Here is a 20,854-nt window from a genome sequence, read left to right on the forward strand (position 1 = left end):
TCCGTACGTCGTTATTTTCTCTTCCGTCTTGTTATCAACGCGAACAGGACGAGCGCGAGCAGCGAGACGACGCTTCCGAAGCCGGGCGCCGAATCGTCGGTGCCGCCACCCGAATCGGCTTCGACGGTCAGCGTGCCGGTCTGGCTCGCGTTCTCGGTGAAGGCGCCGTGTTCGTAGTCGCCGGCCACGAGATTCGTCGTCTCGATATCGGCGAACTCGACGGTGGTGTTCTCGCCGGGCGAGAGCGTCACCTCCTTGCTGGCAGACGTGGTCCCACCGATGCGGTATTCGACGGGCTGCGTCCCGGTAGCGTTACCGACGTTCTCGATCGTTGCGTTGATCGTGAGCGTGTCGCCGGCCGTGATCGAGGGAGTTTGTGGATCCAACCCAGAGACGGCGAACGATGGCGAACCGGTGTCACCGTCGCTGCCACCGCCGCCACCGCTGCCGTCACCGCCACCGCCGTCACCGCTGCCGTCACCGCCACCGCCGCCACCGCCGCCGCCACCGCCGCTACCGCCACCGGCGGTTTCGTTCAACGGCACTTCCACGGTGCGACCAGTGGTGACGGTCACCGTTCTCGTGTACGTCTCGTCCACGAACCGGTCGTCGCCCGACGGTCGTTCGACGCGGATCGTGTAGTTCCCCGACGCTTCGATACCCGTTTGGCCGCCCACCCCGAAGTATCCCTGCGCGTCGGTCGTACTCGTGAGCCCTGCGGCACTAGGAGCGGACGTGCCGGCCTGCGTGGGGACGACGACGACGGGCGCGTTCTCCACGGGCTCGCCGGACTCGTTCGTCACGCGAACGTCCAACACGCCTTCGGCAGGCGGCACGGTCTGTTCGCCGACGTCCTCGTCACCGTCGTTCACCGCGACCGTGGTAACCTGATAGAAGTCGGTCAGTCCGTCGCGCGGCGCGAGCGTCTCCGTGGACTGACCCACAGTGACGCTGTAGCTGCGGTTCGCGCCGACCGGAACCGCGAATCTTCCCCTCTCGTTCACCGCGTCAAAGGAGAAGGTCCTCTCCTGTTGGCCGACCAAGACGTTGTAGCCGCTCAGATCCGCCCCGCTCTCGTTGACGAGCCGTCCGGTCACGTCGACGCGATCGCCGACGACCACGGTGACATCGCGATCGCCGTCGACCTCGAACTCGGTCACGTTCTGCGCGTAGTCGTCGGTTGCCTCCACGCCGACGCGCAGGGTGCCGTTCACTTCGACGCCGGGCGCACTGCTCCCGTTGAGGACGACCTCACCGTCCCCTCGAGTCGTCGCCGGGTGGTGTGCACCGTATAGCCCTTCGAGCGCGTTGACGTCGACGTTCGCGCCGGACACCGCGTTTCCGTCCGTGTCCTCGACGGTGACGTTCACGAGATGCGCCGGTGGAAGCGTCCGGTCTCCCACGGTCCGGTCGGCGTTGTCCACATCGATCCCACCGAACGCGTGGAGATCAGGGCGTCCGTCCTTGGGGAAGTCTTCTGCTGACCCATCGAAGTCGGTCTGTTTGAACCCCAGCGAGTAGGTCCGATCCGGTTCGGGGTTCAACTCGAAGACGCCGGACTCGTTGGTGACGACGTAGTCACCGCTGTCTCCCGGCCCGAACAGCTCCATCGTGTAGCCGGCCGCTGGATCACTGTTCGCGTACTCGACGCGACCGGAGACGCTCACGTTCCGGGCGAGCGTGATGTTGACCGGTTCGTCTTCCGTGACCCGAACCTGGGTCTCGTTGGTGAACCTGTCGTAGCCCGCGAATACGGTGACGTTCCCGACGAGCTCTAAGGGATTCTCGCCGTTACCGGTCAGATAGCCGCTCGCGTTCGTCGCGTTTCGCGCGCCGTCCTCGATGGTAGCGTTTCCGTTCTTGTGGCCGACGGCGACGTCGGCGCCCTCGATCGCGCCATCGTCGCCGTCGGTGACTCGGACGGTGACGTTGTATGCTTCGGGGACGGTGACTTTGCCGACGTCCGCCGACGGCGTGACTTCCTCGATCGCGTAGAGATCGGGGACGCCGTTCGCCGACGCCGAGTCGTTCGTGTCCCCGAACGCCAGCGTGTACGTCGCGTCCGTGGAATTGACGGCGACGCTGAAGTTTCCGTCCGCATCGACCGTGTTGTTGTACCGTTCGACACCGCCCGCGGTCTCGCGGTAGACAAAGACGGTGTCGTTCTCCAGTGATGCTTCGCTCGCGGCGGTAAGGCTTCCGGTGACGTTCGCGGTCGACGCCTCCTCCTCGCCGACGACGAACGTCGAGAAGTTCGTCGTGGTGGCCTCGAAGGAGATCGTCCCGTCGGAGAGATTGGTGACGTTCGTCGGCAGGCGCTCCGCCGAGGACTGATCGTCCGGAACGCGGACGACGGTCAGCGCCGAGGGATCCTCGACGTCGGACGCATTGACCGACCCGCTGATGGTCGCCGTCTCGCCATCGCCGAGCGACGGCGCGTCACGGACCCCGATGGATGCTGCCGGGGTAAAGCCTGCCACGTCGTCGTTGGCACCGACGAACTTCTCTTGGACTACGTCCGAGATCGACGCGTTCGGCACGCTCCGCTCCGTGACGTTGACCGGCTGTCCTCCGACGCCTTGAGCGTCGAACGAGATCCGCTCGACGAAGTCGGTTCCGGTGAAGTTCGCTTCGTTGTCGTTGTCGATGGGTTCGCTGACCACCGGAGGCGCTCCGCCTCCGGGCGTCCCAGTCTCCGCGATGTTGATCGTGGCGCTATCAGCGACGTTACCAGCGACGAATCCGTTGTCCACGTCCGCGTTCGGGATCGCTCGACCGGGACTCCCGTTCGCGGCGAAGTGGAGCATGGCGGTGACCTCCTGGGTCGTGTTAATCTCTACTTCCTCGTCTAACGTGACCGAGAAATTAGTTCGGGTGCCGTTGAGGACCTGGCTTGTTCCGATCGGAGCTCCGACCGGCGCGCTCGACTGGTCGTGGAGAACGACCACGTATCCGGATGGCGCATCCGGCTGGAGAGCACTCTGGTTGATCGTGATTTCAGCGGTCGATCCGGTGAACTGTTGATCGGCGATGTCGACATCGCCCTCGTAGACGGCCTGATAGAACGAACCGGATTCGAGCGACGGCCGTGTGGCGAGGGCTTCCTCCTCAGCCTGTACCGAAAGGATATCTCCGGGCGATGGGTTCGTGCTGTTGACCGTCGACTCGTTGAGGAACACGGCGTAGTGTGGACCGGGCAGTCCGGTTGTGTTTTCGAGCGGGACCGTGACCGGGTCGCCGTTCGTCTCAGTCGCGGTCGTTTCCTTGACACCGGCGATCCGATCGGCACCGCGATACACCTCGTAGACGACGACGATCGACCCATCGACGTTACTCGTGACGTCTGTGGCGACGACCGCTGGGTCCGTCTCGTCACCAAGGCTCGTATTCAACGTTGACGAATCAGTCGCCTGGGCCGGGAGCGTGAACACTGCTTCCTGCGTCTCTGGTTGATCCGGCGAGTCCCCCTCGCCGTCGCCGATCTGGAGGTTCTCGTTGGCCAGTGTGAGGAACTGCTCATCGGATCCTTCGCTCGGCCGAATGATGAACCCGTGAAGATAGCTGCCGTTCTGGAGCCCGCCGCTGTCGAACGTCGCGGTGAAGTTATTCGCCGCGTTATCGTTGTCGACCGAGCGGTTCAGGATCACGGAGTCCGGCGAGGAGGCGACGACGTACTCGACGTGCCACGACGAGTTCACGTCGCTTTCGCGGTCGATCGAAACCTCGATCGTGCCATCGGTCGAGTTCTGTCGCAGCCCTCGCTCGGTCCCCGGCCCACCGTCGTAGCCGATACCGCGAATACGGGAGCCGGTCTCGGTGAGCACCGACGAGTCGGACGGCTGTGTCGTGTTCTCCGAAAGCAGTTGGACGGCGTACGGGTCGAACACGCTCGACCCGGTGCGGGACGGGTCGAACAGGTCCCGGTTCCCGGAGACCGTGACCGGGATCTCGGTGGTGCTCCCATCCGCGAGCCTGATCCTGAGCGTCGGGCCGCGGTCCGCGAGCGGGTCGCTGTACCCGATCGTCCCGTTCGGGCGGTAGATCTCGAACGCCGCGCCGGTGATGTTATACGTGCCAACTCCCGGCTCCGGTTCGACGACCACCGACTCGTTCGTGTCCGTGTCGGTCTGGACAACGCGGAACGCACGCGAGCTCGCGTCCCCGATCGTGACCCCGCCCGAGGACGGCGTGGCGACCACGATCTTCTCGGAGTACACGCGGGACCCGTTCTGTCCGAAGTTCGAACTGCCGCCGGCCGGAAGGAAGGAGATCCCTTCAGTTTCCGGGGGCGCGTCGGGTACGTTTATCACCTCGATCGTGTCGATGGTGACGTTCGCGTCTTCGAGCAGGGATCCCGTCTCTTCGTCGCTGGCCTCGCGACGGATGTCAGTGACGGTGACGTCGTGTAGGCCGGTCGACACTGGCGTGGCGGGGACAGTCTCGGAGACGGTGACAGTGCCGTCAGTCACGTCGGCGGCGCTGTAACCGATCGTGAGATCTTCTTCGCCGGTATCGAATTCGAAGTCCTCGAACCGGACCTCGATGTTGCGGGCCTCGGAGTCGTTCAGCGATGTGTTCTCGACTGTCACCGTCACCGTGTACGTCTGTGAGTAGCCGACAGCGGCCCTCGTTGGAGAGACTGACGACGCACTCGCGTTCACCGTGAGAGCAGTGCCAGCGTCCGGCGGACCTTCGCCGGGAGCCGTCTCAGAGAACGCACGGAGTGCGGGGTAGCCGTCGGTCACCCGCCACGTGGTCTCGAAGTCGAGGCCGGTCATGTTCGTCCGAGCGTCTTCTCCCTGCATCTGATCAGTCGTGAGACTCGTCACATTCTCAGATGGAGGCTGATTGGTCGTCCGTGAATCGAAGTAGGATTCGAAAATGCTCCCCNCCCCGTGGTTTCATCGTACGCGATGTTGCTTCCCGCGAGGCCGCCGACACCGTTCTCTCCCGACACAAGCCCGACAGCGAACGACTCTCGGATCGTTCCGCCATCTCTGTTGCCGCCGCCGTCGTTCTTACCCACGAGTCCCCCCACGTTACTACTCCCACTCACGCGTCCAGATGCTGCCGTATTCGTGATCGTGCCAGTGTTTCCGCCGACGAGTCCACCGACGCTATTACCCGAGTCGCCGATCCCAGTCACGTTGCCGGACGCCGTCGCAGCCGTAATCGTTCCTGCGTTCCTACCAACGAGTCCACCGATGTCGCCGAACTCGCTTCCAGTGACGCTGCCGGATGCGTTTGCGTCCGAAATCACACCTTGGTTTGACCCGGTAAGGCCACCCACGACGCCGGTCCCGTTAACGCTCCCGGACGCCGTCGCAGCCGTGATTGTGCCGTCGCTTCCGCCGACGAGTCCGCCCACGTCTTGCCCGCCACTGACAGTCACGGACGCCGTCGCATTCGTGATCGAACCGGGATTGTCTCCGACGACCCCACCAGCGTATCTATCGCCAGTGACGTTCCCGGAGACGTTCGTGTCCGAGATATCCCCTGGGTTGGCTGCTGCGACAACACCGGTTCTGGAGTTGCCAGTTACTGTAACGTTCGTCAGCGATACGTTCGATACTGTTCCGGCACTGGTCCTGAATATCCCGACGAAGTCTTCACTTGGACGATCGATCGTGAGTCCGGTAATCGTGTGACCGTTCCCGTCCAGCGTTCCGCGGAACCATGGAAGGTCGTTGTTGAATAGCGTTCCTCCAACCGGATCGAACCCGCTCCCGTTGTTCCACTGCGCAGTGTCGGAGGCGTCAATGTCGGCGACCAACACGTAATTCCCGTTCAGGTCGTCTTCCATCGCCTGGAGTTCGGATGCGTTAGCGATCCGGTACGGATCGTCTTCGGTGCCATTTTCGGGTAATCCAGCACCGTCGTCGGATCCGTCGGTCACCTCGATTGTATCGATAGTGACGAGTTCGTCTTCGATTAGGAACTCGTCGGTGTCACTCGTGGTCGCTACTTCCACGTCTGTGACATTAACGGGATACGGTCCCGCTATCGACGGGGTGGTCGCTGAAACGGTTTCCGTGACGCTGATCGCTCCGTTCGAGACGTTCGCATCGGTGTAGTCGATCCGAAGCTCTTCTTCCGGTCCGGCGAGCTCGTCGTCGTCGATACTGAGATTGAACCCCTCGAACGCCACGGTAACGTCACCCGACGCCGTGTCGCCCAGCGACGTGTTGTCGATCCCGACCGCGACCTCGAACGTCTCTTGTGTGCCGCTGGTGACGCTAGTCGGCGAAACGGACGAGGCCGTCACGTTCACTTCTGGGGGCGCGGGCGCGTCGGTTTCGTCGGTAGTAGCTGCGGACCATGCCTGTAGATCGCCACTCCCGTCGGTAACGTACAGTGTTCCATCGGCGATGGACACTTTCGTTGGTCCATTCCACCCGGTGTATTCCGTGAACACCTGACTACCTGATCCCGCGTCGAACGCGTGGATATCTCCCGTCGAGTCGCCGACATAGACGGTTTCATTGGCGACGACCGGCGTTCCTCGGTTCCCTTCAGAAGCTCCTACGTCGAATTCCGACGTGTTCCACGGGACACTTTGCGTTCCAGTGTCCAGGGCAAACATTCGGTCATCGGCGTTCGTGTTCGCATAAACGGTACCGTCGGCAACCGCGATCTTCGGCGTCCATCTCGCTGGCGACGTGTAGTTCGCCGTCCACGTCAGCCCACCCGTCGTATCGTATACGTAGACGTAACCGTACGCATCCGACGAAAGTCCCCTTTCAACTGTTTTTTCAACGGGGAGGTGAACGCTTCCGTTCGAAACGACCGGCGGCTCTTCTGAGTCATACTTAACATCCGGATCTGCCGACGATATTTCGTCACTCCAGAGGACGGTCCCGTTGTCGATAGCAACCCCGGCTATCCACGTCGCGACACCGTTCGAATCATCGGCATTGTCCCCAGACACGAACGCAGTACCGTTCTTCACCGCGATCCCTGACGTTCGGGTAGGGGAAGTGTAGCTCCATGATTGAGTCCCGGTATCAGCATCGAGCGCGTACGCGACGCCGGGATCCTCCAGCCCGAACAGCACCGTCTCATTGGCGACGGTTAGGTCTCTCACCTTGCCCCCGGCGAGGTCGTCGTATCGCCAGTCCACCGATCCGTCGCTGGGATCGAATGCGGTCACGTGGCTACGGTTGGCGGCGTATCCGGTGCCGTTGTGAACGGCGAGATAGGCTTCGTTCCCGCCGTCGGTAAGGACCGGTTCCGTCCATAGAACAGACCCGGTGGCGGCGTCGACGGCAGTTACGTTCCCGCTAAACCCGACAACATAGACGGTGTCGTTTACTATCACCGGCTGAGATACCACATAGGGTCGGACGACTGCCGTGTCGTTCACTTCCCAATCTCGGGTTATGTTCCGTGGGTCATCCGACTCGGGATTGTAACTCGTTTTGGCGGCATCACCGTTCGGCATCGACCAGTCGCCGGGCTCAACGACGAACTCGCCGGTCGGAGCCGCATTCCCTGTTCCGACCGTGATCGTCTCGGTTTCGGTGTCGGTATTGCCCGCGAAGTCGCTCGCCGTGAGTTCGACGGTGTACGTTCCCGACGATTCGAATTGGTTCGTGACGGTCTCGTCGATGTCGAACCCCCCCTCTCCAATTTGTGACCCGTTGGCCGTGATGTTGTATCGATTCAGTCCAGAGGACGAGTCCCCGGGATCGCTCGATCCGCTGACGTTGAACTCGACGGATCCACCCGGCTGGACCGTCGTTCGGTTGGCATCGATGTCCGCTTCCGGCGGCGTCGTGTCTAGGAGAACTCCTATCGTTGGTCGGGTGGTGTCTTGATTCCCCGCTTCGTCGGTCGCAGTGATGTCCGGGAACACTCGGCCGTCGGACACCTCGCTCGCGTTCACGGTGAAACTGCCGTTGTAGACGCCCTTGATGTTCGTTTCGCTCAGGCTTACCGTGCCCGCCCCGAGGTCACTGGCGTCGGCCGTCACGGACGAGATGTCGCTACCCTCTACGTCGCTCGCGTTCACACTCACCACGACGGTCTCGCCGTCACGGACGGTCTGGTCCCCGTTGCTGCTCTGCGCGGTCGCGTCGGTTAACACCGGTACGGTGTCGTCCGTAACGTCGATCGTGACAGTTGCCGTGTCGTTCAGCTCTCCGTCGGTGGCGTTGTACGTGAACGAGTCCGTGCCGATGAAATCCGGACCAGGCGTGTAGTCGAAGCTCCCGTTGGCGTCGAGCGTCAACGTCCCGTTCGTCGGACCGCTCACGCGCGCCGCGTTCAGCGTGTCGCCGTCCGGGTCCGGATCGTTCTCCAATATGCCCGGCGCCGAAACGTTCAGCACTGTACCATCCTCCGTGCTGTAACTGTCGTTGACTGCCGTCGGGGGATCGTTCACTTCGCTGACGGTGATCGTCACCGTCCCGGTATCGCTGAGATCACCGTCGGTGGCGTTGTACCTGAAAGAGTCCGTCCCCGCGAAGTCAGCGTCTGGCGTGTACCCGAAGCTTCCGTTGGGATTGAGCGTCACGTTCCCGTTCGCCGGATCGCTCACGATTGTCGCGTTGAGCACGTCGTTCGGGTCCGGGTCCGTATCGTTGTCGAGGACGCCGGGAGACGAGACGGTAAGTGTCGTGTCCTCGGCCGCGTCGTAACTGTCATTGACCGCCGTCGGGGGTTCGTTCACCGCGATGACGGTGATCGTCACCGTCGCCGTGTCGTTCAGTTCTCCGTCGGTGGCGTTGTAGGTGAACGAGTCTGTGCCGATGAAACTCTGGTTCGGCGCGTACTCGAAGCTCCCGTCCTCATTGAGCGTCAACGTTCCGTTCGTCGGACCGCTCAGGCGCGTCGCGTTGAGCACGTCGTCCGGGTCCGAATCGTTCTCCAGCACGCCCCGCGGCGAGACGTCCAGCGTCGTGCCATCGGGTGTGCTGTAGTTTTCATTGACCGCCGTCGGGGGATCATTCACTCCGGTGACATTGATCGTTACCGTCCCGGTACCGCTGAGCGTACCGTCGCTGGCGTTGTAGGTGAACGAGTCCGTCCCCGCAAAGTTAGCGTCCGGCGTGTACTCGAAGTTCCCGTTGGCGTTGAGAGTCACGTCCCCGTTCGATGGACCGCTTACCAGTACGGCAGTTAGCGTATCATTGTCCGGGTCGGTATCGTTGCTGAGGACGCCCGGCGACGAGATGTTGAGCGTCTCATCTTCGGAGATAGTGTATTCGTCGTCGTTCGCGGTCGGCCCTTCGGGGTTCTCGATCAGCGCGGGATAGTCGTTCTGGCGGATCTCCCAGATCTCGCCGTAGGTCAGCCCGGACATGTTGCTGCGGGCTGCCTCGCCGGTCATCTGCGACGTGGTCAGGCCGGTCGCGTTCCCGTCGGAAGTCGATTGCCCAGTTGTTTCGTTGTTCCAGTACGAGTCCTCAACCGTCCCGGGATCGGAGTTTATAGTATCGTTTTCTCCTACCAGTCCGCCGACTGGATCGTTCCCGGATACTGACCCAACTGCGAACGCTTCCTGAACTGCCCCGTTGACGTTGCTTCCGATGAGGCCGCCCACAGTATCACCGTTCTTGACGGTTACACTCCCAAACGCGGCGGCGTTCGTGACTTGTCCGTCGTCATTGAGTCCGATCAATCCACCAACAAGTCCCTCTGAACCGGCAACATCGCCAGAGGCGGTCGCGTCGGTGATGATCCCGTTCCTGTTGTTTCCAACCAGTCCGCCGACCTCGCTGCCGTCACTGGTGACTTTGCCGGATGCTGTCGCATCGGTTACTGTGCCGCCGTTTCGTCCCACAAGTCCACCTACAATACCAGCACCGGTCGCGTTGACGCTGCTCGTGGCCGTCGCGTTGTTAATCGTGCCGAGATTCTCCCCAACGAGCCCACCGAGTCGTATGTCACCGGTTACAGTACCAGTGGCGTTGGCGTCCTGAATCTCTCCGAGGTTTTGACCAACGAGTCCGCCCCCTTTGTCAGCAGATTCGATCGTGATCGAAGAAGCTGTGACGTTCGTTATACTCCCCGGATCAGCGTTCTCACCGACGAGTCCACCTGTATCCGAATTCGTGCCTTGGCTGGTACTGTTGACGCTCCCAGAGACTGTCGCGTTCAGAATAGTTCCTTCAGTATCGCCGGTCAGTCCGCCGACGTTCCCGGAACCGACAATCGTGAACTCCGTAAGAGAGACGTCGCTAATGTCTGCCTCACTGGATATACTCGCAAAGAGCCCGATGTATCTCGTGTCCGGGCGGTCAATATACAGCCCTGTGATCGTATGCCCGTTGCCGTCAAGTGATCCGGCGAATCTCTGTTCAAAACTCTTCCCGATCGGATCGAATCCACTTCCACCGTTCCACGATGAGGTATTAGCGGTGATGTCGGTGACTAACTCGTAATTCGCGTCCAGGTCGTCCTCCATCGCCTGTAACTCAGAGGCGTTGGAGATCTCGTATGGTTCGTCTTCGCCGTTACCTTCTAGGTCACTCGGATCGACGTCGACCTGCTGCGTACCGACCGCATCACTGGTGATCGTAGTGGTCTCGGTCACGGTGCCGTCGCTCGTCTCGTTCTCACTCACGACGATGGTTCCGATAGTGACGTTCGCGTCCTCGATCAGGAACCCGGTCCCATCGCCACTGGTATCACGGCGGAGGTCGGTGACGTCGACGTCACGCGTGCCGTTCGTCGCTGGCGCGGTCGCGTTCACGCTCTCGGACACGGTGAGCGTGCTGTCGGTCACATCGTCCGCAGTGTACTCGATCGTCAGGTCAGTCCCGTTGCCGGCGGCGTCAAGAGCGAAGTCCTCGAATCGGACATCGACCTCGCCGGTATCGTTAGCCAGCGACGTGTCGTCGACCCGGACCGTCACGGAGTACGTCCGTGATTCGTTGGTTTCCGCCGCCGTCGGCGTGACCGACGACGCGCTCTGGTTCACGTCGGTCGTAGTGCCCGAACCGTCGCCACTAGAGTCGCCGTCATCGCCACCGTCGCCGGATTCGGTCGACTGAACGGTCAGACTCCCACCGGCGGAGTCGTTCGTGGACACGATCGTGTACGTGTGATCGCCGGACCCGTAGACGGCGGTGTCGACGCCTTGGAACGAGACGGTGTCGTTCCCGCCGGCCGAGAGCGTCAGACTCGTTTGGTTGGTTTCGGAGTCGTCGATCAAGAGGCTCACTGTTTGCGTCCCGGACCCGTTTCCGACGTTGTCGACATCAGCCGAGAGGTCGATCCGGGTCCCGTTGTCGACGGTCCGATCGGCGGCGTTGCTTACCTGGAACTCAGCCGTAGTATCCGAATCGTCGCCACCGGAGCCACCCCCGTCACCTCCGCCGCTTTCATCGCCGGACTCAGTCGACTGAACTGTCAAGCTTCCGCTGGCGGAATCGCCCGGAGACGCGATCGTGTACGTGTAGTCACCGGGCCCGCGAGTGCCGGTTTCAACGCCTTGGAACGTGACCGTCTCACTCTCGCCGGCCGAGAGGTTCAGGTCTGTTTGTCTGATCTCTGCTCCGTCGATCGAGAGGCTCACCGGCTGTGTCCTGGATTCGTTGCCACCATTTTCGACGTCAGCCGAGAGAGCGATTTCGGTTCCGTTATCGACGGTCAGATCGCCAGCATTGCTCACCTCGAAGCTAGCTCCCGTCTGTGCAGTCGCGTTCTCCCCGGACGCGGTCTCCGTGTCGAACAGCTGCCCGGGACCCGCGTTATCGCCGGGCGCGACGTCCGAACCGTCGGCCGCTGCGAGCCCGCCGAACGCGACGCTCCCGGCGACCATCGAGACGACCATGAGGACGGAAAAGAAGACCGCGCTCGCCTGTTCACGCCGCGTCGTCACGAGCGGACCACCCCGATTCGGACGAGAGGACGAGAATACTCGTGAGTGGGCCCAGTAACGCTCCCGACGAGCGCGTCGACAGATCCTCGGCCGAGGGATTCCAAGCGCGTGTTAGATACGCCGTCGTCCGCCCGAATCCAGCCGATACCGAAGGCGGTCCCCGACGCGTCGTTCGTCGGTGGCTCCCCCCGTCGTATCGACGCCGTTTCATCGATCCGAATCAACCCGCGTCGGCCAGCGAAACGCGTGTGTGGTACCCTCACTCGCAAGCCCCCGTAATTCTGTCAAAGTATTAATTGAAGAATTATAAAACTACAGGAGAACTTCAGACGGATTACGATAGTAAATATCGGCCGCGCTCACTCCGACCGGGACCGCAGTCGCCGACCGGCGCGCAGCGTCGTCTCGATCCCCGGCGTCCCGTCGTATACCCACAGCGCGAGCGCGGCGATCGTGATCCCGAGTTCGGGCGACACCAGCGCTGCCGGCTCCAACTCGAGGAAGAATCCGATAATGGTGTAATCCAGTTCCTCCGGGTACTGGTACACGGGCGTGATCGGCCAGAGCAGCATCCCGAGCTTCGCCCACTCGCCGGCCAGTGCCGCGGGGAACGCGTCGGCGAGGACGTGCGACAGGGAGGCGCCGACGAGGGCGGTCCCCTCCGGTCGGCGGTCGTACCGCGCCGCGACCGCCCACGCGATCGTCGCGAGGACGGCGAGGAACAAAAGCGAGTGCGCGAGACTCCGACCGGAGGGGATGACGCCGAACCGCCAGGCGAGCGGCTTGTCGATGAGGTCCGGGAGCTGCGTGCCGATCGCGACCGCGACCGCCGCCGGCCCCCGCGGCGGGACCCGATCGCGGGCCCGCACCGCGAGCGACAGGCAGAGGTACCCGACCGCGACGTGGCCCCACGGAAGCACGTCTCCGGATGACCGTGCGGTCGGCTTGAAGACACCGGTTTCCTGTCTGGTCGTGATCGCCGGTGGAAAGACCGCCTCACTGCTCGCGCTGTTCTATTCCCGAATTTACACCGGTGGCGAGGCGAAAGCCCACCCCTTTAATGAGTATGAAAACTTTTGTTAGTTAAGCTTGATAGAAGAGTAATGGAGCGCTCACGTCGAAAAGAGATTGAGCATCACTTGACTGAGGAAGAAATCGATGAACTGCTACGTGAGGCCGAAGACGATCACCACCTCCGCCGTCTTGGATTTTTGAAGAATCTCTACCGGGGTGACTCAATTCCGGAGGCCGCCGACCGCGAAGGTCGGTCGGCCGCCACCGGTGGTCGCTGGGCAGATGCTTGGAACGAGGATGGTCTAGAAGGACTGATGCCGAGTTTCGGGGGCGGCCGGCCCCCGAAACTCGACGAGGATGAGCAAGACGAGCTGGTGGAGATGCTTCGTGACGGCCAACCGTGGAAATCACAGGAGATTCAGCATCTCCTTCAGGAGGAATTTAGCGTTTCCTACAGCCCAAATTACCTCGGTACTTTCCTTCGGAAACTCGGTCTCTCGTACGCGAAACCACGACCAAAGCGTCCACATCGGCCAGAGAATCCTGATGAAATCCTCGAAGAGCGCGTCGATGACGCGCTCGACGAGGACGACCAGCCACACAACAAACGTGAGGGAGAAGACGAAGAAGGGTGGATTGTTGAGGATGATATTTGTACTGATGGGGGTACCGTCCTCGGGTTTTTTTGATGCATCGAAGCCACAGCCGTACGATAATTCGCGGCGTGTTTGGTACGTTGACGACCCTCACATCGAACGGGAGTTAGTCAAGACACACGATTCTGCGGTCGGATTCTACGCGCTCAACGGTGAGAGTCTGGTAACGTTTACTGAAAACGAAGAGAAAGAGCAGATTTGCGGGGTATTAGAGAAGATCCGTGAGCAGAATCCCGGCAAGCGGATTCTGCTCGTCTTGGACAAGCACGGTTCGCATAGATGTGAATACACGCGCAGACGCGCGCATCAGCTCGGAATTGACCTGATTTTTATTCCATCAGGCTCACCGGACCTGAATCCAATCGAGCAAGTCTGGAAGTATCTCAAATGGACGATGGCACCAATTGTCGTTGAGAACGAAGCGGAATTCAAACACCTCGTTCAGGAAACTTTTGAGAAAATAACGAAACGCGTCAGTTTCGCAAAGAAGTGGTGTGAACAGTTCCTTGACTTTCGAATGTTATCTTAATCATTAGACGACGTTCTCGGGAGAAAATCGCCGAGCTGTCGATATGACGTTTCGATCCCCCAGCGGCGGCGGAACGCCGCCGCGTACGCCTTCGCTGTCGACGAATTGACGTCCAAACTCGTCACGAACCAGACGTGCTCGTCTTCGCTTGTACGGTGCGGAACCGCGAAGACTGTGACATCTATCGACGCCGTTGGTTTGCGCTTTCGCTGCATCGTATACTCGTCTGCGACCGTCTCAGCGCCGGCGCTGAGACGGTCTTTCATTCCACTGGTCGGGCGCGCACGCACGATATAATCAACATCCTGCTGTTCTAACTCTGTAACGACGTGGACTTGGTAGAATCCACGGTCGAGGTTAATCAACATCCTGCTGTTCTAACTCTGTAACGACGTGGACTTGGTAGAATCCACGGTCGAGGTAGACGTGTCGAATGGAGACGTACTGTTTGGCTGTTTCGAGCAAGGAGCGAACGGCTTCGCGCTTGGCGCGAAAGCCGTTCGCGTCCATCGGGACCACCGCAAGCGTAAATCGCGTGCGAGGAGCGACGATACACAGTGTTGCGAAGCAAAACGCTTTGTTTGTTCCGAGGTCTGGATACGTGGTTAAGACGTGGTCAGTGTCGGCAGACCCGTAGAAGCGCCACTCGTGGAGATCGATGGCAACATCGACGAACGCAGGAAGTCGGCGCTGAGACCGGAGGACTTCGAACAGTCGATCTCGGACGCCATCGAACTGGTCGGTGATAGCCTCTGATGAGAGATTTCGCAAGTGATACAGCAGCGATTTAGCGAGCGAATTTCGAGCCGTAGCGGTGATATCGACGTGCTCGTCACGATCAAGCTGGAGCGTTTTCCCACCCGTATTTGCGAACTCCTGATCAAAAGCGATCCGAGAGAGGATTTCTAGAAATCCTCTCTCGTGTACTTCCCACACGGTTTCACGCCGAATTCGAGTTCCGGAAACAGCGTTGTCGACGCAGCACGGCAAACCTGTTTCGCCTCAGCTGTCTGGACCATCTGGTGACCAACACAGCCCAGCGTGAAGAACCTCAGTCAGGTTCGGCAACTACTGTGAAGCGCGGGGCTTTCTCCTCGATTCTCCGTAATTTCAACAGCATCTAATTCTCGTTGTATGAACAATTCAGTCAGCTCAAGAAAAGTGGGATCATCATCAACATGTAGGATCTCGATCGGTGCGGTTTCAGCTTCGTTTGGATCATCAATCGACATTCCAATCATCTAGTGTACGGGCTAAAACGGAAAAATCCAAGGATGAACTGAATACAGTAGATCTCGAATTTGAAAGATCCAGCCACCACCATCTATATTATTGACATTTCCACGCCCTCAAAAATTTGATCTATAACATAACAAAACGGCGCGAATACGAGCGCTATCGGCTTCGCTTATGACCCCGCTCATCTCCGGCGGATAGTCCACCAGTTATCGACTCCAGTATGATTGAAATCATACCAATTGTGCCGAGCCGACGTACTGCCACCGCCTCAGCTGCCCTTGTGGCGGTTATCGTCTATACCCCTACGAAGCTCAATATTGGGCGTCACACATCAAACTCCCCCCCCGAGAACACAAACTTGGCTCCGCCGTCGACACTTTCCGTTATCTTAACCTCCCAGTCATGACCAGTTGTAATCTGCTGGACGATACTGAGCCCAAATCCGGTTCCTTTCCCTTCAGTTGTGTAGCCGGTGTCAAATACCTGATCTCGTTCATCCAGTGGGATCCCCGGTCCATTGTCAGCCACACAAAATCCATCCGTAGTCGTGTCGACGGTTACGTGAACATCTGGTCCAGCGTGTTCGATCGCGTTCCGAAAAAGGTTCTCTAATAGCTGCCGAAGACGAGACTCATCAGCGATTATGCGTTTATTCGCTTTCGAGACATCGAATTCAGCCTCGGTCGTACTTACAGTCTGCCACCCGTCTTCGGCGATGTCGCTTAGTTGAACCGCCTCCGTTTCACCGATCTCACGCCCGCTCTGTGCGAGTTCAAGTAGTTCCGTAATTAGTAGACCCATCCTATCGAGTGCGTTGTCTACCAACTGGAGCTCGTCCCGGCTAATGTCTGCTTGGAGCATGTCAATGTACCCCTGAGCAACGTTTAGCGGATTCCGCAGATCATGAGAGACAATGCTTGCGAAGTTCTCAAGTCGTTCGTTTTGACGCTTAATTTCTTCCTCGCGAGCTTTCCGTACGGTGATATCTTTTATCGTCTCAAAGTGATACGCGGTTCCATTGATTGACCGCTGTGTCGTGACTGTCGCAACGAGAACTTCACGGCCATTGTAGCTGTGTGTCGTCTCCGCTTCCCGGGTGTCTCCATCCTCAAACGACTCCCAGTATTGATCGAAATCGCTTGCCTCAAGCGTCGTAACCACCTCCCAAATTGGTTTTCCAGTCAGTTCTTCCGGTGTGGCATTGAACAGATCCGCGTACGCTTGGTTCACGTAGACATATTGTCCGTCTGATCCGTAGATACCGACGCCAACGCCAACTGATTTGACCATTTCAGCAAAGAATTCAGACTCAAGATCCCCCGGCGAGTCAGCCGTCATACACTATTCGCAATACACCTATGTATTAAAAATTCACATCTAATGGTCATCGGCTTTGTCTCGGTTACTGCTCGCGGTCGGCACGACGGTCGGTGTCACAGCGCTGTGGGGGCTCTAAGTCACCGACCCGCGACTTCAGTCGTGAGTCACTGACGAGCTTGTTATCGATTGCGGGCACTCATCGACCAATGACAGCTAACAGTCGATTCCGGATCGCTTTCCCATCGGGGGGCCGTGGGAGCATCGCCGAGAGAACGCCGACGAGTCCGCCCCACAAGAGATGACCGACGAGCGAAGCCAAGTTGAGGTTCGGGAGGGGAGTCATAACCCCCACGGCGTTCAACCAGAGACTCATAACTACTCCTGCCATGACGAGCCACAAGAGGAGTCCGTACGCAACGCCTGCGGAGACGGTGGCACCGACTGACCCGCCGGAAGGTTTGGCATACCTCGACCAGACGACGGTAAACAGCGTCGCGAACACCCCGCTGTGGAACAGGTGTGCGATCCACCCCACAGACGAGACTGACGCTCCATATAGGGCACCGATCACCGGGAGCGCTCCGGCCGTTCCCTGAAAGAACACCCCCATGACGATACCGGCAGCCAGCCCGATACCGAGCGTCTGCCAGAGCGTTCCACTGGCGATTCCCGGCGCGTCGTACTCGGTGGTGCTGTCAGTCCGCGGAAGCCGCACGCGGACGGTCGTCGCGTCATCAGTTGCGTCGACCTCAACATCCCCGTTGTATCTGGTCGCGAGAAGCCGCAGGACTGGGACGCCGTGATCCACGTCGTTACGCTCCTGTTCAGGAATGCCTTCGACGAGTACCTCGCGTTCGCGGGAACTGAGCCACCGACCAGGCGCAGTCACAGACAGGTCCACAAAACGGTCCCGAGCAGCGACTGTGAGCGAACCGTCCTCGACGGTCGCCGATTCAGGGAGTGCCGCGAGTTCGTCGAGGAGCCGGTCTACATATTGGTCCGCCGTAACCGTCACCGACGGGACCGATTCCACCAATTCGGTGCGGTTGGTGCGCCCCGCGTGCCGCTGGAGTGCTTCATCAAGTCGGACCGGCCCGAGCGCGCTACCTCCGTCGACGGTTCCGACGGTAAGGAACTTGGTTTCGTCTACAGCCCTCTCGATTCGAGTGATCGCATCAGTGATTGCCGTCCGACTCCGATCGCCGGCGTTCTCGTCGTCCTCGAAGAGAAGCGCTGAGTGCCCTCGCAGGATCGTGACTGAGTTCCGGACCTCGTGTCTGAGGATCCGGTTGAGAAGCCGCGCTTGCTCGATTTGCCGGTCGACGATCGCCTGCTTGCGGTCCGCCTCCGCTCCACGAATTCCGACAAGCAACCCCGCGCCACCGCCAACGATCCCGACGGACGCGATTGCCCCAGTAGTATCCACCGGCGACGATGCCATAATCAACGGTCTGAGAATGAGTCCGATCGCCGCAGCACCTGCGAGGAACCACAGAAGGACAGTGCGTGTGTACGTCCGATCCCGGGTACTGACCGCGAGGTTAATCCCGTATAAGACGATGCCGAATCCGATGGTCATGATAAACACCGCTCCTGCTTTCATCGCAAACCCCATTTCGGTCACCAGTAAGTCAGCGACGGTCCCGCGTGTCAACACGAACGCGACGGCTGCTATCACGATACCCTCCGGCTTGAACATAAGACGGTCTTCTGGGGCCACGCGATCCATGAATTTAATTATTGTCTATTTTTATAGGATTTCACTGGTCGTGTGAACTGTTCGCACTACCACTTGGGAGCCGACGTCGGTAGGAAGTGTGCGGCTACAGGTTATCTCATGCCCCATCAGCCGCAGCAACGGGTCAGTTGAAGCGACACGACCTCTGTCAGAGTAACGCAAAAACCCTAAAACCGCCGGTATTCTTCTCGAATCTCTATAGTTTAATACAGGTGAAATAATATCGCTCACTGGAGGGAGACCGTCACACGCTCCCTCTCCCCCGGAACCGAGGGCGAGGGGCCGGCGCTACGTGCGCGCTGTTCTGCGGAGTTGTCGCCGGATGTCCCACGTCACCACGGCCAGCGTCACCGCGAGTACGACCGCGGAGAAGGCGGTCCAGAGTCGCACGTTGATCCCGTCGACGCCCGCCCAGAACGGCACGGTGGGGCGCGGCTGCGCCGCGACGAACGGCCACAGCAGGTCCGGCGGAACCTGCCCCGCGAGCAGGCTCCGGTACGTGTCGCCGACCAGATGCGACAGGTACGCGGCGGCGAACGCGCCGGCGACCCGCGGCCGCCCGGTGGACCGCCCGTACGCGAGCACGCCGGCGATGACCGGAAGCGCGAACGGTAGCGAGTGTATGAAGACGCGGCCACTCGGCAGCACGCCGAACTGGTGTGCGAGCGGCTTGTCCACGAGGTCCGGAAACTGGGTGCCGACCGCGGTCGCGAACGCCACGCCGCGCGTGGGTAGGTGCCGGTCGCGAACGGCGACGTACGCCACTACCGGGAGGAGGGCGACGAGCAGGTGCTCGTGGGGGAACACGCCCGTGAATTTCCGGGCGAAGCACAAGAACGTTCGTCCCCCGGCCTGTGCGACGTGCGGAGTACGGTGAAGCGCCGGCAGGTTGCCGGTCGACCGCCCACCGGATGTTTTATCTAGACCGCTGACAGGTATCGCGTATGTGGTCGTGGCTGCCGACGCAGGCGTCGGCGGATGTCTCCCTGCGGGTCACGCTGGACCGCTCCCGACTCGCAGACCTGCTCGCTCCGGCGGCAGCTGTTGGCGACGAGATTGTGATTCAGGTCACCTCGGACACGCTCGCCGTTCGTGCCGCCGACGACGCACACACTCGGTCGGTGACGGCGACGCTTGACGCCGACACCTGCTCCCAGTACGCGGTCACGCCGGGTCGGCTGGCGTTCGATCCGACGGCGCTCCGTGCGGCGATCACCGCCGATGAAGCGGTCTCGGCCGAGTCGGATCCAGTCACGCTCGCGTATGCGACAAGCGATTCGACGCTGTCGGTGTCACTCCCGACCGTCACCCACGAACAGCCCGTCGACCCGACACCAGAGACGCAGGTCCCACAACTGCGCGAGTGGCCGGGCGGGGCCACGCTTCACCACCGCGCCGAACCGCTCGCCGAGGTCTGCGACTACTTCGCAGCGATCGCGGAGGCGGTCGCCGTCGAGTACGACGGCTCCCGGAACGCCTTTCGGATCAAGAGCGCGGCTGCGGAATCGCCCAACGACGCGTCGCAGTCGACGGGTGCCTACGAGCGGTCCGGCGCCGATCTCCCCGGCGAGGCGCCCGCCGCGACGGTCCGAGCCGAGTTCGACAGCGCGCTGCTGCGCGACTTCGTCGCCGCGGCCCCGAGGCACGCGCGCCTCCGGATCGATATCGCCGACGCACACCCGCTCCGACTCGGCTGGCCGAGTGCGCGTCCCGACCGACGGGTCGCCCCGCCGGTCGAGGTCACCGCGCACCTCGCGCCCCGCGAGGTGCCCGCTCGAGACGATCGCGCTTGACCTCTTCTCACCCTAACGGGGCCGGTCTGAGCGACGGCACGGCCTGTCGTCGAGGGTAGTCTTTCACCTGCCGGCCGACGCTACATGTAGCCGAGGTCGCGCAGGCGCTCCATCAGGTCCTCTTTGTCCTGTGCGCGGCCGGCGCGCTCGGTCGTATCTTCTAGGTTCTGGAGCCACGCGGGCTCCTCGGTCGTCTTCTCGGTCGAGACCTCGCTGCCCAGCGAGCGGAACCCGGCGAAGTACTTCGGCGAGATGGGGATATCCTCCTGACTGACGCCCTCGGGGAGGTCGTCGTCCGCCTGCGGGATGTGCCCCTCGTCGGGGAACGCCTCGACGGTGTCCGGGACGACGAAGTTCTAGAACGCCTCCCACACGTCGGCCTCGGCGAACTGGAGGATGGGCTGGATCCGGTCGTGGGGCGGGAACAGGTCGGGATCGTGGCGGGGCGAGAAGAACGTCTCGTCGGCGCGCGCCTCCTGCTCGTCCCAGCGGACGCCCGAGATGACGCCGTCGATGTCGTACTCCTCGAGGGCGTCGTTGAGCGCGACCGTCTTCAGCAGGTGGTTCCCGACGTACGTGTCGAGCAGGAACGGGAAGGTGTCCTCCTCGAACTCGAGGATCTCCCGGATGTGGTGCTGGTTGTGCTCCGAGAGCGCGTCGACGGGGATGTCGTCGCCGGGTTCGAGGCCGTGTTCCGCGACGTAGTCGCCCACGTCCTCGTTGCGGGCGTACACGAGG

At 61.0% G+C, this 20,854-nt stretch carries 9 protein-coding genes and 2 pseudogenes; 2 read left to right on the forward strand and 9 right to left on the reverse strand.

Going from position 1 to position 20,854, the window contains the following annotated elements:
- Nucleotides 1-11: 11 nt before the first annotated feature.
- The 3 genes from C463_RS19400 to C463_RS11815 form a co-directional block, all read right to left on the reverse strand.
- Nucleotides 12-4,805, reverse strand: a complete 4,794-nt coding sequence (locus C463_RS19400) for a carboxypeptidase regulatory-like domain-containing protein (protein ID WP_008444028.1) — start codon at nucleotides 4,803-4,805, stop codon at nucleotides 12-14.
- Between the two features lie 20 nt (nucleotides 4,806-4,825).
- The gene (locus C463_RS11810) at nucleotides 4,826-11,827 is read right to left on the reverse strand and encodes an Ig-like domain-containing protein (RefSeq protein ID WP_008444029.1); all 7,002 of its coding nucleotides are present in this window, start codon (nucleotides 11,825-11,827) and stop codon (nucleotides 4,826-4,828) included.
- Between the two features lie 359 nt (nucleotides 11,828-12,186).
- The gene (locus C463_RS11815; RefSeq protein WP_008444030.1) at nucleotides 12,187-12,747 is read right to left on the reverse strand and encodes a metal-dependent hydrolase; all 561 of its coding nucleotides are present in this window, start codon (nucleotides 12,745-12,747) and stop codon (nucleotides 12,187-12,189) included.
- Between the two features lie 183 nt (nucleotides 12,748-12,930).
- Between C463_RS11815 and C463_RS11820 the strand changes: the two are divergent.
- A pseudogene (locus tag C463_RS11820) lies at nucleotides 12,931-14,026 on the forward strand (IS630 family transposase).
- On the opposite strand, the gene C463_RS19750 reads toward C463_RS11820, so the two are convergent.
- From C463_RS19750 to C463_RS11840, 5 genes are all read right to left on the reverse strand, one after another.
- Nucleotides 14,023-14,394 carry a transposase gene (locus C463_RS19750; RefSeq protein ID WP_239638904.1) on the reverse strand — a complete coding sequence of 124 codons (372 nt, stop codon included), beginning with the start codon at nucleotides 14,392-14,394 and terminating at the stop codon, nucleotides 14,023-14,025. The pseudogene C463_RS11820 and the gene C463_RS19750 overlap by 4 nt on opposite strands.
- Nucleotides 14,384-14,962 carry a hypothetical protein gene (locus C463_RS19755; protein WP_239638905.1) on the reverse strand — a complete coding sequence of 193 codons (579 nt, stop codon included), beginning with the start codon at nucleotides 14,960-14,962 and terminating at the stop codon, nucleotides 14,384-14,386. Before C463_RS19755 ends, C463_RS19750 begins: the two co-directional genes overlap by 11 nt.
- A 627-nt stretch (nucleotides 14,963-15,589) precedes the next feature.
- On the reverse strand, nucleotides 15,590-16,603 hold the full coding sequence (locus tag C463_RS11830; protein WP_008444031.1) for a sensor histidine kinase: 1,014 nt from the start codon (nucleotides 16,601-16,603) through the stop codon (nucleotides 15,590-15,592).
- Between the two features lie 178 nt (nucleotides 16,604-16,781).
- Nucleotides 16,782-18,314, reverse strand: a complete 1,533-nt coding sequence (locus tag C463_RS11835) for a histidine kinase (protein ID WP_008444032.1) — start codon at nucleotides 18,312-18,314, stop codon at nucleotides 16,782-16,784.
- A 297-nt stretch (nucleotides 18,315-18,611) separates the two neighbouring features.
- Nucleotides 18,612-19,130, reverse strand: a complete 519-nt coding sequence (locus C463_RS11840; protein WP_008444033.1) for a metal-dependent hydrolase — start codon at nucleotides 19,128-19,130, stop codon at nucleotides 18,612-18,614.
- A gap of 137 nt (nucleotides 19,131-19,267) precedes the next feature.
- On the opposite strand from C463_RS11840, the gene C463_RS11845 reads away from it, so the two are divergent.
- The gene (locus C463_RS11845; protein ID WP_008444034.1) at nucleotides 19,268-20,116 is read left to right on the forward strand and encodes a hypothetical protein; all 849 of its coding nucleotides are present in this window, start codon (nucleotides 19,268-19,270) and stop codon (nucleotides 20,114-20,116) included.
- A gap of 80 nt (nucleotides 20,117-20,196) precedes the next feature.
- Here the strand turns inward: C463_RS11845 and C463_RS11850 are convergent.
- A pseudogene (locus C463_RS11850) lies at nucleotides 20,197-20,854 on the reverse strand (phosphoadenosine phosphosulfate reductase family protein); the annotation flags it as partial.

The organism is Halorubrum californiense DSM 19288 (assembly GCF_000336875.1).
Classification (GTDB): Archaea; Halobacteriota; Halobacteria; order Halobacteriales; family Haloferacaceae; genus Halorubrum; species Halorubrum californiense.